This is a genomic window from Faecalibacter macacae (genome assembly GCF_003687725.1).
GTDB lineage: Bacteria > Bacteroidota > Bacteroidia > Flavobacteriales > Weeksellaceae > Empedobacter > Empedobacter macacae.
Genome location: NZ_RDOJ01000002.1, coordinates 147,864 through 162,251, shown reverse-complemented (window position 1 = coordinate 162,251; position 14,388 = coordinate 147,864). Strand labels below are relative to the sequence as shown.

General features: G+C 29.9%; 16 protein-coding genes and 1 pseudogene. 6 read left to right on the top strand and 11 right to left on the bottom strand.

Features of this window, described 5'->3' with window-relative positions; all coding sequences use genetic code 11:
- Positions 1-90 precede the first annotated feature (90 nt).
- The 3 genes from EAH69_RS02110 to EAH69_RS02100 all read left to right on the top strand — a co-directional run bounded on the left by EAH69_RS02110 (position 91) and on the right by EAH69_RS02100 (position 2,250).
- A complete protein-coding gene (locus tag EAH69_RS02110) occupies positions 91-747 on the top strand; it encodes a hypothetical protein (protein ID WP_121933542.1) in 657 nt (218 codons plus the stop codon).
- A gap of 94 nt (positions 748-841) precedes the next feature.
- Positions 842-1,489 (top strand): O-methyltransferase, encoded by a 648-nt coding sequence (locus tag EAH69_RS02105; protein ID WP_121933541.1) that lies wholly within the window; start codon positions 842-844, stop codon positions 1,487-1,489.
- Positions 1,489-2,250: a C40 family peptidase gene (locus tag EAH69_RS02100; RefSeq protein WP_121933540.1), complete on the top strand. Its 762-nt coding sequence runs from the start codon at positions 1,489-1,491 to the stop codon at positions 2,248-2,250. The genes EAH69_RS02105 and EAH69_RS02100 overlap by 1 nt, the downstream gene beginning before the upstream one ends.
- Positions 2,251-2,281: 31 nt before the next feature.
- Here EAH69_RS02100 and EAH69_RS02095 read toward each other — a convergent pair whose 3' ends face one another.
- The 10 genes and pseudogenes from EAH69_RS02095 to hemH form a co-directional block, all read right to left on the bottom strand.
- Positions 2,282-2,602: a ribonuclease E inhibitor RraB gene (locus EAH69_RS02095; protein ID WP_230466667.1), complete on the bottom strand. Its 321-nt coding sequence runs from the start codon at positions 2,600-2,602 to the stop codon at positions 2,282-2,284.
- Positions 2,603-2,683: 81 nt separating this feature from the next.
- Positions 2,684-3,111: pseudogene (locus tag EAH69_RS02090) on the bottom strand (DUF695 domain-containing protein); the annotation flags it as partial.
- Positions 3,098-3,652: a hypothetical protein gene (locus EAH69_RS02085; RefSeq protein WP_147439067.1), complete on the bottom strand. Its 555-nt coding sequence runs from the start codon at positions 3,650-3,652 to the stop codon at positions 3,098-3,100. The gene EAH69_RS02085 and the pseudogene EAH69_RS02090, both read right to left, overlap by 14 nt.
- Entirely contained in the window at positions 3,649-4,425 is a 777-nt protein-coding gene (locus EAH69_RS02080; protein WP_121933536.1) for an alpha/beta fold hydrolase, read from the bottom strand. Before EAH69_RS02080 ends, EAH69_RS02085 begins: the two co-directional genes overlap by 4 nt.
- 82 nt (positions 4,426-4,507) lie before the next feature.
- Positions 4,508-5,074: a guanylate kinase gene (gene gmk / locus EAH69_RS02075; protein ID WP_121933535.1), complete on the bottom strand. Its 567-nt coding sequence runs from the start codon at positions 5,072-5,074 to the stop codon at positions 4,508-4,510.
- 7 nt (positions 5,075-5,081) lie between these two features.
- The gene (locus tag EAH69_RS02070) at positions 5,082-5,942 is read right to left on the bottom strand and encodes a YicC/YloC family endoribonuclease (RefSeq protein ID WP_230466666.1); all 861 of its coding nucleotides are present in this window, start codon (positions 5,940-5,942) and stop codon (positions 5,082-5,084) included.
- Positions 5,943-6,077: 135 nt separating this feature from the next.
- The gene (hutI, locus tag EAH69_RS02065; RefSeq protein ID WP_121933534.1) at positions 6,078-7,310 is read right to left on the bottom strand and encodes an imidazolonepropionase; all 1,233 of its coding nucleotides are present in this window, start codon (positions 7,308-7,310) and stop codon (positions 6,078-6,080) included.
- A 70-nt stretch (positions 7,311-7,380) separates the two neighbouring features.
- Positions 7,381-8,439: a DUF3078 domain-containing protein gene (locus tag EAH69_RS02060; protein WP_121933533.1), complete on the bottom strand. Its 1,059-nt coding sequence runs from the start codon at positions 8,437-8,439 to the stop codon at positions 7,381-7,383.
- A 13-nt stretch (positions 8,440-8,452) separates the two neighbouring features.
- Positions 8,453-9,556 (bottom strand): DUF3078 domain-containing protein, encoded by a 1,104-nt coding sequence (locus EAH69_RS02055; RefSeq protein WP_121933532.1) that lies wholly within the window; start codon positions 9,554-9,556, stop codon positions 8,453-8,455.
- 80 nt (positions 9,557-9,636) lie between these two features.
- Positions 9,637-10,623 carry a ferrochelatase gene (gene hemH, locus EAH69_RS02050; RefSeq protein WP_121933531.1) on the bottom strand — a complete coding sequence of 329 codons (987 nt, stop codon included), beginning with the start codon at positions 10,621-10,623 and terminating at the stop codon, positions 9,637-9,639.
- A 108-nt stretch (positions 10,624-10,731) separates the two neighbouring features.
- On the opposite strand from hemH, the gene ruvB reads away from it, so the two are divergent.
- The 3 genes from ruvB to EAH69_RS02035 all read left to right on the top strand — a co-directional run bounded on the left by ruvB (position 10,732) and on the right by EAH69_RS02035 (position 13,517).
- Positions 10,732-11,769: a Holliday junction branch migration DNA helicase RuvB gene (ruvB, locus tag EAH69_RS02045; RefSeq protein WP_121933530.1), complete on the top strand. Its 1,038-nt coding sequence runs from the start codon at positions 10,732-10,734 to the stop codon at positions 11,767-11,769.
- A 237-nt stretch (positions 11,770-12,006) separates the two neighbouring features.
- The gene (gene queG / locus EAH69_RS02040) at positions 12,007-12,954 is read left to right on the top strand and encodes a tRNA epoxyqueuosine(34) reductase QueG (RefSeq protein ID WP_121933529.1); all 948 of its coding nucleotides are present in this window, start codon (positions 12,007-12,009) and stop codon (positions 12,952-12,954) included.
- 47 nt (positions 12,955-13,001) lie between these two features.
- Positions 13,002-13,517 carry a hypothetical protein gene (locus EAH69_RS02035; protein ID WP_121933528.1) on the top strand — a complete coding sequence of 172 codons (516 nt, stop codon included), beginning with the start codon at positions 13,002-13,004 and terminating at the stop codon, positions 13,515-13,517.
- Here EAH69_RS02035 and EAH69_RS02030 read toward each other — a convergent pair.
- Positions 13,499-14,386, bottom strand: coding sequence for a DUF5694 domain-containing protein (locus EAH69_RS02030; protein WP_230466665.1), 888 nt, complete (start codon positions 14,384-14,386; stop codon positions 13,499-13,501). The genes EAH69_RS02035 and EAH69_RS02030 overlap by 19 nt on opposite strands.
- Positions 14,387-14,388 lie beyond the last annotated feature (2 nt).

Sequence of the window (14,388 nt, the reverse complement as noted above, 5' to 3'; positions counted from 1 at the left end):
ATTTCAAACCAAAAAGCATTACTCAATAAGTAATGCTTTTTTGGTTTGATTTTTTGTAATTTAGGAACTTAAACGTTTAGCTAAAACTATATGAACCAAAATTTATCTAAAATTATATTTCTACTGTTATTAATTTGTTGTCAAAATATTTTTGCTCAGAATTTAGAACTCAAAGCTGTAAAAGATAATAAAGGAAGTCGTGTTAGTTTTAAAGAAGTGAAATCAGATTCAAGTTCTTTAGATTTAAATGATTTAGATGCTTTTGATATGGAAAATTATAGAAAGCAGCTTATAAATGAATTAGATTACGAAATTCTTCAAAAAAATATTATTGGTAAATGGAAACTTATTTCTAATGTATCTATTACAGGCGAAGAAAGTTCAATGTATACAATTTCTGAAATGACATTTAATTCAAATAATTCTTGGGAAAATATTTCAGATAAAAAGCACATCTTAAGAGGTAATTGGGAAATTAAGAAAGAAGATTTTGGAAATTTACTGATTACTTTAGATAATTCTCAACCTCTTCCATTCACCAAAAAAATGAAAAAAGACTGGATAAAAATTCATGGTATAGAAGTCTTTAATGAATTATTTAGTGAAGAAAATAGAAAAAAAATTCAACTTCTTGTCCAGGGAATTACAGAGAATAAATTAGTATTAGTAAGTTTTGAACCTTATGAAAATGATAATAATGAAATTACTAATAAATTAATTTATAAGACATATATAAAAGTTTACTAATTATAATTAAAATGCAATTTTTCTCATTGAAACTCTTTCGAGATAGCCATAGTTTGTAGCATTTTTTTTATTTTTGTAGACTTTTTTAGACGGAATGATCAATATCTCACCAATTTTAGAAACATATTTAGATAACCACACCAATCAAGAACCTGAAATTTTATCACGTTTACGTGTTGAAACATATCAATGTACAACACAACCGCACATGATTTCAGGCGAATATCAAGGTCGATTATTAAGTTTGTTATCGAAGATTTTATTTCCTAAAACTATTTTAGAGTTAGGAACTTTTACCGGTTACGCGACACTTTGTTTAGCGGAAGGATTGGTAGATGGTGGAAAAATTATTACAATGGATAAAAATGATGAGTTAGAATATTTATGTCGTAAATATTTTGATGAATCTGATTATGCAGAAAAAATTGATTTTCGTGTAAATGATGCGCGTGAAGAATTAAATACGATTGAACCAAGTACGGTTGATTTAGCTTTTATCGATGCTGATAAAGAATCATATCCCTATTACTTTGAAAAAGTATTAGAACTTCTACGTCCGGGCGGAGTAATGTTAGTTGATAACGTGCTTTGGTACGGTAAAGTGATGATGGAAGAAGAAGATAAAAAAGATCCTTCGACTAAAATCTTAAAAGAATTTAATGACATGTTAACTGCCGACGAACGCGTTGAATCGTTGATTTTACCAATTAGGGATGGTATCACTTTAATACGAAAGAAGTAATGAAGTTTGCAATTTGTCAAGTAAGTGTTTCGCCTTTACGTTCTGCGGCTGCCGATTCTTCGGAAATGGTTTCTCAAGTTCTTTTTGGAGAAAAAGTTGAGGTTTTAGAAGAATTAGAAAAATGGTCAAAAATCAGATTAGCTTATGATGGTTATGAAGGTTGGGTTGATCCTAAACAATTTTTAGAAGTTTCTGAAGAGGAATACAATCAAAATTTAGACGAAAAATTTGCAATTAACGCCTATAATCAAGCTTCTGAAAATGGACTACCTTTCACATTAACTTTAGGTGCTGAATTACGTGCGTTAAAGGAAAATAAAATCAGAATAGGAGAGAAGTGTTTTGAATATTATGGCGTTTATACTTCAACAAAAAAGTCGAAAGAACAATTAGTTGAGCTAGCTAAATTATATTTAAACGTGCCGTATTTGTGGGGAGGAAAATCGACTTTCGGGATTGATTGTTCTGGTTTAACACAACAAGTATATAAATTAGGAGGATATGAATTACCACGAGATGCGTATCAACAAGCTGAGTTAGGTGAAGTTTTAAGTTTTGTAGAAGAAGCTGAACCAGGGGATTTAGCTTTCTTTGATAATGCGGACGGAAAAATTATCCATGTCGGAATTATTTTAGGTGATTATAAAATAATTCATGCTCACGGAAAAGTTAGGATTGATCCTTTCGATTCAAACGGAATATTTAATACTGATTCTCAAAAATATTCTCACAAATTAAGATTTATCAAAAAAGTTATATAAAATAAAAACCACTTCTCTTGAAGTGGTTTTTTTATTTTTCAATACTGGTTTCCCAACCATCATATTCTCCATTATAAGTTTTAGCTAAATTCATTAAATCAATTGTAACATCATTTATACTTTTCCAGTCGATAAAATCACTTCTTGAAATGTTTAATGAATAAGATAAATCTCCTAATTTTTTATCTAAATTTTCAGCAATAATTTTAAAATTATTTGATTTAGCTTTCTTTATAAATTTAGTTCGATCTATTTTCGAATTAAAATAAATCCAATGAAAAACTTCTCTTTCCTTTGATAAATCATCACCTTGTTCTTCGATATAAGTAATCAAATCTAAATTCTGAATCATTTGCATTTCATTTTCATCAGGAAACAAGAAATTTAAATATTGATTCCAATCTTTATCTGTTTGTAAAGATATATCTAAAGTATAATTAGGAATAAAAGAGGATAATTGTTGTTTATTTTTAGCTAAATTGAAATTGAAATTCGTGTAAAAAAATAGATTCTATTCCCATTTCCAGTAGTTCTTCCAGCGTAATAAATTAAATTATCTCTAAATAAAATTTCTAATAATTTATCTTCTAATTTAACTAAATCATCATGTTCATCGAAGCTTGATAAGCCATCTTCTTGTGGTGATTTTAGTTTTATTTTTATCGATAATAATTGATCAGCTTCAGAAACAGGAGCAACTTTCGCTAATTCTAAATCTAAAAAATTAGAGTATAAAAGTTCTTCGTAATTAGAAATATAAAAACTCCAATTTTCTACTTGTTGATTATTTTGAGCAAAACTATTAAGTGATAAAAAACAAGAAAAAAGTAAAATAAAAATCCTCTGATTAATTGATTTCATAAACTACTTTTTCACCTTGTAAAGGTTTTACAGAAGCAATTAAGATTTCGTCTTCCATTGAATTTTGAGTTGTGTATCTAATTCCGATTTCGCAATTTTCATCGTTATTATTAGCATAATTAACTAAAATTGATTTTGAAGAATTAGCAGCTATTGTCTGTACTTCAAAATTCTGACAACCCGTAATGAAAATATTTTTAATTTCAGAATCAAGATTATTTTTCACTACGATTTTAGCTGAATTTAATAAGTTATATCCAATTAAAGTAAATATTGCTAAAACGATTAATGTAATTGCATTCCATATTATTGTAGTACTTTTTTGCTTACTGTCCTGATTTTGTCTTGAAGCAGCTATTAAAGCACTCGTTAAAATTGTAATTGCAATAGCAGCAATTCCTAATCCAAAAAATGCTCCGCCATAAGCGTAACTTGTGTTATATGTGAAATAAAATGCAGCTAAAAAAATTAAACCACTTATAATTGTTCCGATAGCAATTTTTTTTGCTATTCTAACATTGTTACTATACATGTGCATCATAACGCGTATTCTTTTATAAATTCTTTTGTTTTTTCTAATGTAAAATCTTTTTGTTCTTTATGCGGATTATGTCCACAATTTGGAATCAAATAATCAATAACTGTAGCAGAAACATTTTGTTTAATTTTTTCTACTTGTTGCATTGTTCCAAATTCGTCATTTTCGCCCTGAAAAACTAAAACAGGTGTTGTTATATTTCTTATCTCTTTATAGATGTTCCAATCACGGTAGTTAGGTTTTAACCAAGTTTCTATCCATAGTTTAAAAAGCATATCTGTTTTATTACCGTGGTATTTAGTAACTCTTTCTGCTAAATTAGTTGTTTCAAGTGCTTGTTTTGCATCTCTAATTCCTTGTAAAGTCTCTTCTTCAACAAATACGTGCACACCTTCTACAATTGTTGCCAAAATATTATTTGGGTATTTTGCAGCATAATGTAAAGAAATTGTTGCACCATCACTATGACCAAATAAAATGATTTGTGTTAGATTTAGTTTTGTTATGATTTTATTTAATATGTCAGCACCTAATTCTAAATAATTAATAGGTCTTTCTTTAATTGTAAATGGAGATGAGTCGCCATGACCTTCTCTGTCATATATCAAAACATTATAATTAGTGATTTCGCCTAATTTTTCTGGAAAATCTCGCCATAATTTAACAGAACCTAACGAATCGTGTAAAAAGATAATTGTGGGTAAATTTACATCTTTTATGATGCGCTGTATATGGTATGAAAGTCCGTTGATTTCTATAAAATCAGTTTGTAACATCTTTGTTTTTTTGTGGTGATTAAAGATATAAAAAAAGCCTAAATCTTTATCAGATTTAGGCTTTATCTATTTTGAATAAAAATTATTTAATAAAGTTTTCAATAATTTTTAAGGTATCTTTTTTTGCTGCGTCTAAATCATCGTTTAATAAAATGATATCAAATTGCGGAGCTGTTTCCATTTCGATTCCTGCTTTATCAATACGTTGTTTTAATTTATCTTCACTTTCAGTATTGCGAGAAATTAAACGCTCTTTTAAAATTTCTAACGAAGGCGGATTAACAAAAACAGTTAAACACTCATCACCATAGATTTTTTTAATATTTAAAGCACCAACAACATCAATATCAAAAATTACTGAATTTCCGTTTTTAGTAATTCGTTCAACTTCTGATTTTAATGTTCCATAAAAGTTATTAGTATAAACTTCTTCGTACTCTACAAACTCGTCATTTGCAATTTTAGCTTTAAACTCTTCTGGTGTGATATAATAATAATCTTTACCATGTTCTTCACCCTCTCTCTTTTCACGAGTCGTACATGAGATAGAAAATTGGATGTTTTCCATTGTTTCTAAAGCATGTTTTACCAACGTAGTTTTTCCTGCTCCTGAAGGTGCCGAGAATACGATTAATTTTCCTTTAGTCATTTTAGTATTATAAAACGTTTAATGATTGTTCTTTGATTTTTTCTAATTCATCTTTCATCTGAACAACAAGTTTTTGCATATCAGCATGATTAGATTTAGATCCTAACGTATTAATTTCACGACCAATTTCTTGAGAAATGAAACCTAATTTTTTTCCGTTAGATCCTTCTTCATTTATTTGTTGAATAAAGTATTCGCAGTTATTTTTTAAACGAACTTTTTCTTCCGTTACATCTAATTTTTCTAAGAAATATATCATTTCTTGTTCGTAACGATTTTGGTCAATTTCAACTTTTAAGTCTTCTAATTTTTTTCCAAAACGTTCTTTTATTGTAATGATACGCTCGCCTTCGTATTGCTCAACTTCAGTTAATAAACTCATGATATTATTAACGTAGCTTACCAATTCTTTCTCTAAAACATTACCTTCATCATTACGATATTGGTTTAAAGCGTTTACAGCTTCAAGAATTGTATTACGAATTGCATTCCATTCACCTTCAGTTAAATCATCTTGCGAAAAATTCATAACATCTGGCATACGCATAACAACAGGTAATAAGTCAGCTTCTGAAACATCAGGAGTAATTTCTTTGAAATCAGCGATGTATTGTTTGATTAAATCTGCGTTTAATTTTTGAGTTCTTGCAGCTGGATTTAATTCAACTTGCATTGCGAAATCAACCTTTCCACGCTGAATTTTTTCAGAAATTATATTTCTTACTTCTAATTCTTTTTCACGGTAAAAAGAAGGTATTCTTGTGTTTAAGTCTAAAGTTTTACTGTTTAAAGAGCGAATCTCTATAGTAATTTTTTTCTCTGGTAATTCTAAAACAGATTTACCATAACCTGTCATTGATGCGATCATAGAATCGAAATATTATAAGGCGTAAAATTACAATATTTTAACTTATTGTACAGCTTATCTGACTGATTTATCTTACGTCTTAATTAGAGTTAAATAATAGGTAATAAAAAAAGACCTCGAAAGGTCTTTGATAATTTATATTGAATGAATTAAATTTCCATTTTTCCACACATTACACGGTTGCATTTGTCCTTGGTAATAGATGATATTTTGAAATGATGAGGTAGGGAAGCTAATAAAATCAGCTTTTTTACCTTTTGTTAAAATTCCACGATCTGAAAGATTTAAAGCTTTTGCAGCTCTAAAAGTAACAGCGGCTAAAACTTCTGCCATCGATAATTTTTCGAATGTGGCTAAAATTGAAGCTTGTGTTAGTAAATCGCCCATTGGTGCCGAACCAGGATTCCAATCTGAAGCGATAGAGACGCAACAACCTGCATCTAAAAGTTTACGGGCTGGAGAATACTGCATACCTAATCCGATTGATGCGCCTGGTAAAACAGTCGCCACAACATCTGAAAATGCTAATTCATGTATTTCTTTTTCACCAGAAAATTCTAAATGATCGGCACTTAATGCATTGTATTTTATTGCTAATTTACTTCCTCCAGGAGTAAACTGATCGGCATGAACAGTGATTTCAAAACCTTGTTTTTTTGCTTCATTTAAAAAATAATCACCTTCTTCGACTGAAAATGCAGATTGTTCTACGAAAATATCTACTCTGTTTGTTAATTCTTTTTCTTTAATGATTGGAAAAACTTCATTTACCAAAACCTCTAAATATTCTTGATTGGATCCTTCAAAATCTTTGGCTTTCATATGAGCACCAAGAAAAGTCGGAATCAAATCAATTTCGCATTCTTGGTTTGCCAGATTAATTCCTTCTAACATTGTAATTTCACCATCAACAGAAAGTGCATAACCACTTTTTACTTCGGCAGTCGTAGTTCCTTTTTTTGCTAAAATTTCAGCTCTATCTAATGTAATATCTTTTAATTCGTCTGCGGTTTTAGCTCTTGTTTGTGTTACGGTAGACCAAATTCCTCCACCGCTTTCTGCAATTTCTAGATAAGTTTTTCCGTTTAAACGCATTCCGAAGTCTTTGGCTCTATTTCCCCCAAAACAAATATGTGTATGCGAATCTACAAATCCAGGAAGTACAACTTGATCGGTTTCTATGAATTGTATTTCAGCATCAGAATAGTTTGATTTTAAGTTTTCGAAAGTATCAATTTCAAGAATTGAATCATTTTCAATCAATATTCCACCTTCAGCTATAATTTCTAATTGTTCGTCTTTTAAAGCTCCTTTTAATGGTAGATTAGCTAATGTAAGTAATTGTCGGAAAGGTCCAATGATTTTCATTTGTGTTTGTTTTGCGTTTATAGGTTAAAAATACAAATAAAAAACCTGCTTATAAAAGCAGGTTGTGAGATTATTGTGAAACTAAAATAGTTTGAGTTAATATTGGATCTTTTTTTAATTCGTAGTTCGATACAATTTCTGTCGTGTTTATTGAATCATTATTTATTTCTTCATCAATCCTATTAAAAGCGGAAGCTTCTTGTTTAACTTCTTCTTTTGGTTTGTTATCAAATTTATACGTAAATCCGATTCCTAAAGTTTGCTTAACCTGAGTTTTCATAATTTGATTTTCGTCGTATAATAAATTCACAGCAACTTGTGCAGATATAAATTTATTTACTTTAAAATCTAATTGTCCCCAATATGCTATATCCATATTCTGAGGTTTATCTAAATAATTAGCAAAAATACCTAATCGATTATCGTAAGTAATACCTTCCATAATCTGGAATTTATATCTCGCACCTAAATATGCACCTAATTCGAAAAAAGTACTATCTCCGTCATTTTTTAAACCATAATTACCTTTGTATTGTAATTCATCATCTAAAACAAATGTTACACGAGCAGTAATAGGATGGATGTTTACCTGAAAATTGTCGCTTGGTTTGTAATCGACCCCTAATCCAAAACTTAAATATCCTGGCGCCATAAAGTTTGATATTTTCTTTTTGGGATCTAAACTGTAATCATAACCAGAAGTAAATTGTGTCTTGAAATTCATCGCAGCAGCTAAGTACCAGTTCTTTTTAAAATTGTATCCGTAAGATGATGTTAAGTCGATGATATCATTATTTTTGCGAGTTTCTTCTCCTTGGTTTGATTGTACGCCATATCCTAAAATGATACGATTGTCCCAAATATTTTTTCCGTTGGTTAAATTGAATTCGTAATCTACATTTCCGTTTAAGGCTATAGCGTTTACTCCACCAGCCATCCAATTAGAAAAAGCACTTTGAGAAAATAAAAGTGAATTATTTCCTGAAATGAACCACCCTTCGGTACGACCATCAAATTTGTTATCTTTTAAATAACGTTGGCTGTCTGTAGATACTTTTCCGTCTTTTACCGTTTGGCCAAAAAGTAGAGAAGTAGATACAAACGATAAGGTTAATAATATTTTTTTCATAGATAGGGTTGATTTATAGTTCGTCTAATATAGTTTCAGATTTTAGGTAAATTGATGTTTCGTCTACTTCGTCTTTTTCAAATACTTTTTGAAAATGTTTCATATCGATTGGTTTATATATGATTTGAAGTGGCGATTTTTCAAATACTGAAAAAGGTTGTATGATATCTTTTCTGTTATTTTTTTTCTTTTCGTTCTTTTTTGTGCTATCAAATTTATAGGTTAAACCTATTCCTAATGTTTGCTTAAACTGAGTTTTTTTAATTTGATCTTCGTCATAAGCAAGATTTAGAGTAAGTTGCGTAGACATAAAGTTATTAATTTTCATGTTTAAAACACCAGAATAAACTAAATCAATATTTAAAGGCTTGTGCGAGTAGTTAGAAAATAATCCAATATTATTATCGTAGGTAACATTTTCAAAAACTTTAAACTTATATCTTGCGCCTATGTATGCACCAATTTCAAAATAAAGTGCATCTCCATCTTCACGAAGACCATAATTTCCTTTTTTCTGTAAATCTTTATCTAAAACCATAGTTGTTCTAGATGTGATAGGATGAATACTTAAAGACAAATCTGCAGTTGGATTATAATTTGCCCCGACTCCGACTGTTAAATACGCAGGAGCAAATAGGTTTGATTTCTTCGTCTTTGGTGTTGTTCCGAAATCATATCCTGGTGCAAATTGTGAGCGTAAATTAACTGATGAGGTTAAATACCAACTTTTTTTCCATAAATATCCATACGATGAAGTGATGTTAATATTATCTGTAGTTTTTCGTGTTCCGTTCGTTTTATTATCAAGAAAACCATATTCCATAATGATACGATTGTCCCATAAATTTCTTTTTTTACGATAATTTAATTCGTAATCAACTTTAGCAATAAACGAAACCGAATTTTCACCTCCAGCGATCCAATTAGAAAAAGTATTTTGATTGACTGTTAAAGTATTTGTTCCGTAGATTTCCCAACCAGATTTTCTTCCAGTAGTATCAACTTTCGATTTTAGGAACTTTCTACCGTCAATAATTAGATTACCATTTGTATCTAAAAATTGAGCAGAAGTAAAGACTGATATGAAGATGAATAGTATTGAAATTAAGAATCTCATTCAAAAAAAATATCTTTGTTTAAAATCGGAATAATTTCAAACAAAGATATCTAATATTTTTACTTATGGCTTTTAAACACTTAATTATTTTGCCATCCTTTGAACCATTTAACTAAAGTGTTAATCCAATCTTGGCGATCATTAATGCAAGGAATGTAAGTGAATTTTTCTCCTCCAGCTTCTAAGAATTCTTCTTTTCCTTCCATAGAAATTTCTTCTAATGTTTCTAAACAGTCAGCTACAAAGGCTGGTGTACAAACTGCTAGATTTTTAACACCATTGTGTTTAGGGAATAATTCTAAAGTTTCATCAGTGTAAGGACGAATCCAAGGATCTCTTCCTAAACGAGATTGAAAAGATGTGTAATATTTGTCTTCTGGTAATTGTAAATATTCAGCAACTAAACGAGAAGTCTCGATACATTGGTTACGGTAAGTTTCAATAGGTAATCCACTTTTAGTTGCCGCTTTTAATGCTTTTTTGTCGTGACGTTCAGGAATTCCGTGGTAAGAAAATAATAATTTATCGTATCCTTCAGGTAAATTTTCTTTGATAGAATCTCCTAAAACTTTGATATAATCTGGATGATTGTAAAATGCTTTAATAAATTGAATATTTACATCACTAAATTTATTTTTCTGAACTTCTAATACCTTATCTGCAACAGTTTCTGTTGTAGACATAGTGTATTGTGGGTATAATGGAACAACTAATATATCACGAACACCTTGGTCGTATAATTGTTGCATTCCAAATTCGATTGATGGATTTTTGTATCTCATAGCCAACCCAACTGGAATATCCATTTGTTCCTGAACTTTTTGTTGTAAGATTTTTGAATAAACAATTAAAGGAGAACCTTCATCAGTCCAAATTTTCTTGTAAGCTTCTGCCGATTTAATTGGTCTTTTAGGTAAGATAAAAAGCTCGACGATCATTTTACGAATAAGCCATGGAGAGTCAATTACTTTACCGTCCATTAAAAATTCTCGTAAATACGTTCTTACATCTTCAACATTAGTAGAATCTGGCGAACCAAGGTTCACTAATAATATTCCTTTACTCATAATTTATTTTTATCTAAAAAAATATTGCGTTCTTTGTAGATGTAAAATTACGAAGGAATAATTAAATTCTATCGAAAAAGGTTATCATTATAATTTATATCATTATTTATGTCTGATTTATTAAATCCAGATAAAGAATTTTATCCTGATGATGATTTAAACCACGAAAATACCGTTCGTCCCCAAAGTTTTGATGATTTTGCAGGACAAGGACATATTTTAGAAAATTTAGAAGTTTTTGTAAAAGCATCTAAATTACGTGGTGAAGCACTGGATCATGTGTTATTACATGGACCTCCAGGTTTAGGAAAAACAACTTTAGCAAATATTATAGCCAACGAATTGGGTGTTGGAATTAAAATTACTTCGGGTCCAGTTTTAGATAAGCCAAGTGATTTGGCAGGTCTATTAACTAACTTAGAGGAAAATGACGTGCTTTTTATTGACGAGATTCACCGTATGTCACCTGTTATTGAAGAGTATTTATATTCGGCAATGGAGGATTTTAAAATTGATATTATGATTGATTCAGGGCCAAATGCGCGTTCAATTCAGATTGGTTTAAATCCTTTTACTTTAATTGGAGCCACAACTCGATCAGGATTATTAACTGCGCCTTTAAGAGCTCGTTTCGGAATTAATTTCCGTTTTGAATATTATAATGTTGAACTTTTAAGTTCAATTGTTGAGCGTTCTTCAGGTATTTTAGGAGCACCTATTGATTTTGAAGCAGCGATAGAAATTGCAGGTCGTAGCCGTGGTACGCCACGTATTGCAAATGCATTATTACGTCGTACACGAGATTTTGCACAGATTAAAGGGAATGGAATAATCACCAAGGATATTGCAGATTTTAGCTTAAAGGCTTTAAAAGTTGACGATAACGGACTAGATGAAATGGATAATCGAATTTTATCTACTATTATCGAGAAATTTAAAGGTGGTCCGGTAGGTATTACGACTTTAGCAACTGCAGTTGGAGAGAATGGAGGAACATTAGAAGAAGTGTATGAACCTTATTTAATTCAAGAAGGTTATTTAATGCGTACTTCTCGTGGTCGAGTAGCAACAGAAAAAGCATATAAACATTTAGGAATAAATTATCGAGGTCAAAATCCAATGCAAACGGATATTTTTGATTTGTAAATTTGTTCTAAGTTCTAAGTTCTAAGTTCTAAGTTCTAAGTTCTAAGTTCTAAGTTCTAAGTTAACTGTCATTTTGAATTTATTTCAGAATCTCATCAAGTTTGTACTAATGATGAGCTGTTGAAACGAATTCAACATGACTAAAATGTTGTTATTCTGAACTTATCGAAGAATTTTCCTTTTATATTATTGTATTAGTCGGAAAATAAAACTCAAAAATTCAAATTAATAAAAAAAATGCATCTTCCAACAGAAGAACATATCAAAATAGAAAGAACCCAACGCATTAAAGCAAAAGCCGAAGCGTTGGGTTTTATTTCTTGTGGAATTGCCAAAGCTGATTTTTTAGAAGAAGAAGCGCCTCGCTTAGAATCTTGGTTAAAAAATAATTACCAAGGTGAAATGAATTACATGGCGAACCATTTTGATATGCGATTAGATCCTCGTTTGTTGGTTGAAGGTGCAAAATCGGTAATTTCTTTAGCGTACAATTATTACCAAGATTTAAATCGAAATCTAGATTCTTACAAAGTTGCAATGTATGCACAAGGCGAAGATTATCATTTTGTGGTAAAAGAAAAAGTGAGAGAACTTTTAGATTTTATTCAAGATGAGATAGGAGAGGTCGTTGGCCGTGCTTTTACTGATTCAGCTCCGATTATGGAACATGCCTGGGCTACAAAAGCAGGAATTGGTTGGGTTGGAAAAAACTCGTTGACATTATCTAAACAAAAAGGATCATTTTTCTTTTTAGCTGAATTAATTCTTGATTTAGATTTAATGTACGATAACCCAATGGAAACTGACCATTGCGGAAAATGTACTAAATGTATTGATGCATGCCCAACAGAGGCTATTTTACCAAATCTAGTAGTGAATGGAAGTAAATGTATTTCTTATTTTACAATCGAATTGAAAGATCAGATTCCGTCCGAAATGAAGGGGAAATTTGATGATTGGATTTTTGGTTGTGATATTTGCCAAGAAGTTTGTCCTTGGAATCGTTTTTCATTGCCAACAAAGCAGGAACGTTTTATTGGTCATGAAAGCATTAATCAGTTTTCAAAAAATGATTGGGAAGAAATTACAGAAGATGTTTTCCGAGAAATTTTTAAAAAATCGCCCGTTAAACGAACAAAATACGTTGGATTATTACGTAATATAGATTTTGTGAAACAAAATTAAATGATTGGTTTACATTTTGATGTATAAAATGTTAAAATCAAATTACTATGAAAAATATAATCAATCTTTTCGCACTATTGTTTTCAACATTAATTTTTGCACAAGTTTCTACAACACGTATTAATGAATTTCGTTTAGGAATGAAAAAATCAGAGGTAGAAAAAGTTGTTGGAAAATCCATACAATTAAAATTAAATGGAGGTTATCCTACAGAAGCATCTAATTTTGTGTATAAAGGAATTGTTTATGAAGTTTTTTTCTTTAAAGCTTATGATGATAGTGGAAATGAGTTAAATGATTTTGTAATTAATTCAATTAGATCTCGAGATAAAACTCTAAAAACTTTATCAGGTATTTCAATCGGAAGTACTTTTGATGAGGTATTGAATCTTTATAAAAACAATAGTATATCTATTTATAATTCTTGGAACGAAGATGGAACTAGAGATAAAACTACTCGTATGTTTTCTATAAATGATGATGATGCAAGAACTCAATTGATTTTAACATTAAAAGAAGGAAAGGTTATTGAATTCTTTATTAGTTATTTTGAAGGTTGGTAAATTAAAATATAAAATAAAAAAATCCTGACTTTTCGGTCAGGATTTTTTAATTTTAAATATTCTAAGGAATTTACTTCTTTAAATTTTGGCGAACGTCTTAAAAAGTCTTTAAAAAATGCGGTGTGAGAAGCGCCCATTATTATAAATACTCGATCATCTTTAGAAATAGGAACATTATTCATATTCGCAAACATCATCAAATTTCTATTATAGTATTTCGAAGCTTGTTCTGTACCTAAAGGATATCCATTTACAGAAACTGTTGTTAATAAATCGGCATTTATATTGATTAAAGCGTCTAAATATTCTGGCTGATTGTTAAAATAAAGCATTTCTTTTACCGTCATTTTATCCTCATTAATTTGATTGACTTTTTGATTCTGATTAAATAATTCAAAATATTTATTGTAAGTAATCGAATCTTGTTGCTGTTTTAAAACAGCAGGCATTTGGTAAAAATATTCTTGCTGATAATCGATTCCGTAAATTTGTTTCGTACCACTTAATCTACCAACTTCAAAAGCTAATAATTCTATTTCAGAAGGATTATCAAATTTAATTTTAGGATTATTTAAGTAGTTTTGATATTGCGTGGCTAACTTTTTATTGTAATAAGGTTCACGTTCCACTAAAATAATTGTAGGTTTAAATGCAGCAATTTGTTTTGCTAAAGCATGTACTTGCTTGATATTTTCAGAATTATGTTCATCAAATTCAGTTTTATTAGCATCCGAAGTATATCCCATATGAAATGTTCCGATATTTAGAACAGGTATAGCATCGTCAAATTTTGTTTGGAAATTATATTTTGTTTGTCCAAAACCGATTAAACTTATAAAAGTAAAAAATGTGATTAAAATTGTTTTCATTG

Excerpts from the sequence above, each read along its gene's own strand:
- EAH69_RS02035 (WP_121933528.1), top strand. The coding sequence starts at position 13,002 with ATGAAAAATATAATCAATCTTTTCGCACTATTGTTTTCAACATTAATT.
- EAH69_RS02055 (WP_121933532.1), bottom strand. The coding sequence starts at position 9,556 with ATGAGATTCTTAATTTCAATACTATTCATCTTCATATCAGTCTTTACT.
- EAH69_RS02095 (WP_230466667.1), bottom strand. The coding sequence starts at position 2,602 with ATGATTCAGAATTTAGATTTGATTACTTATATCGAAGAACAAGGTGAT.
- EAH69_RS02100 (WP_121933540.1), top strand. The coding sequence starts at position 1,489 with ATGAAGTTTGCAATTTGTCAAGTAAGTGTTTCGCCTTTACGTTCTGCG.
- EAH69_RS02085 (WP_147439067.1), bottom strand. The coding sequence starts at position 3,652 with ATGATGCACATGTATAGTAACAATGTTAGAATAGCAAAAAAAATTGCT.
- EAH69_RS02105 (WP_121933541.1), top strand. The coding sequence starts at position 842 with ATGATCAATATCTCACCAATTTTAGAAACATATTTAGATAACCACACC.
- EAH69_RS02080 (WP_121933536.1), bottom strand. The coding sequence starts at position 4,425 with ATGTTACAAACTGATTTTATAGAAATCAACGGACTTTCATACCATATA.
- EAH69_RS02030 (WP_230466665.1), bottom strand. The coding sequence starts at position 14,386 with ATGAAAACAATTTTAATCACATTTTTTACTTTTATAAGTTTAATCGGT.
- EAH69_RS02110 (WP_121933542.1), top strand. The coding sequence starts at position 91 with ATGAACCAAAATTTATCTAAAATTATATTTCTACTGTTATTAATTTGT.
- EAH69_RS02070 (WP_230466666.1), bottom strand. The coding sequence starts at position 5,942 with ATGATCGCATCAATGACAGGTTATGGTAAATCTGTTTTAGAATTACCA.
- hutI (WP_121933534.1), bottom strand. The coding sequence starts at position 7,310 with ATGAAAATCATTGGACCTTTCCGACAATTACTTACATTAGCTAATCTA.
- ruvB (WP_121933530.1), top strand. The coding sequence starts at position 10,732 with ATGTCTGATTTATTAAATCCAGATAAAGAATTTTATCCTGATGATGAT.
- gmk (WP_121933535.1), bottom strand. The coding sequence starts at position 5,074 with ATGACTAAAGGAAAATTAATCGTATTCTCGGCACCTTCAGGAGCAGGA.
- hemH (WP_121933531.1), bottom strand. The coding sequence starts at position 10,623 with ATGAGTAAAGGAATATTATTAGTGAACCTTGGTTCGCCAGATTCTACT.
- EAH69_RS02060 (WP_121933533.1), bottom strand. The coding sequence starts at position 8,439 with ATGAAAAAAATATTATTAACCTTATCGTTTGTATCTACTTCTCTACTT.
- queG (WP_121933529.1), top strand. The coding sequence starts at position 12,007 with ATGCATCTTCCAACAGAAGAACATATCAAAATAGAAAGAACCCAACGC.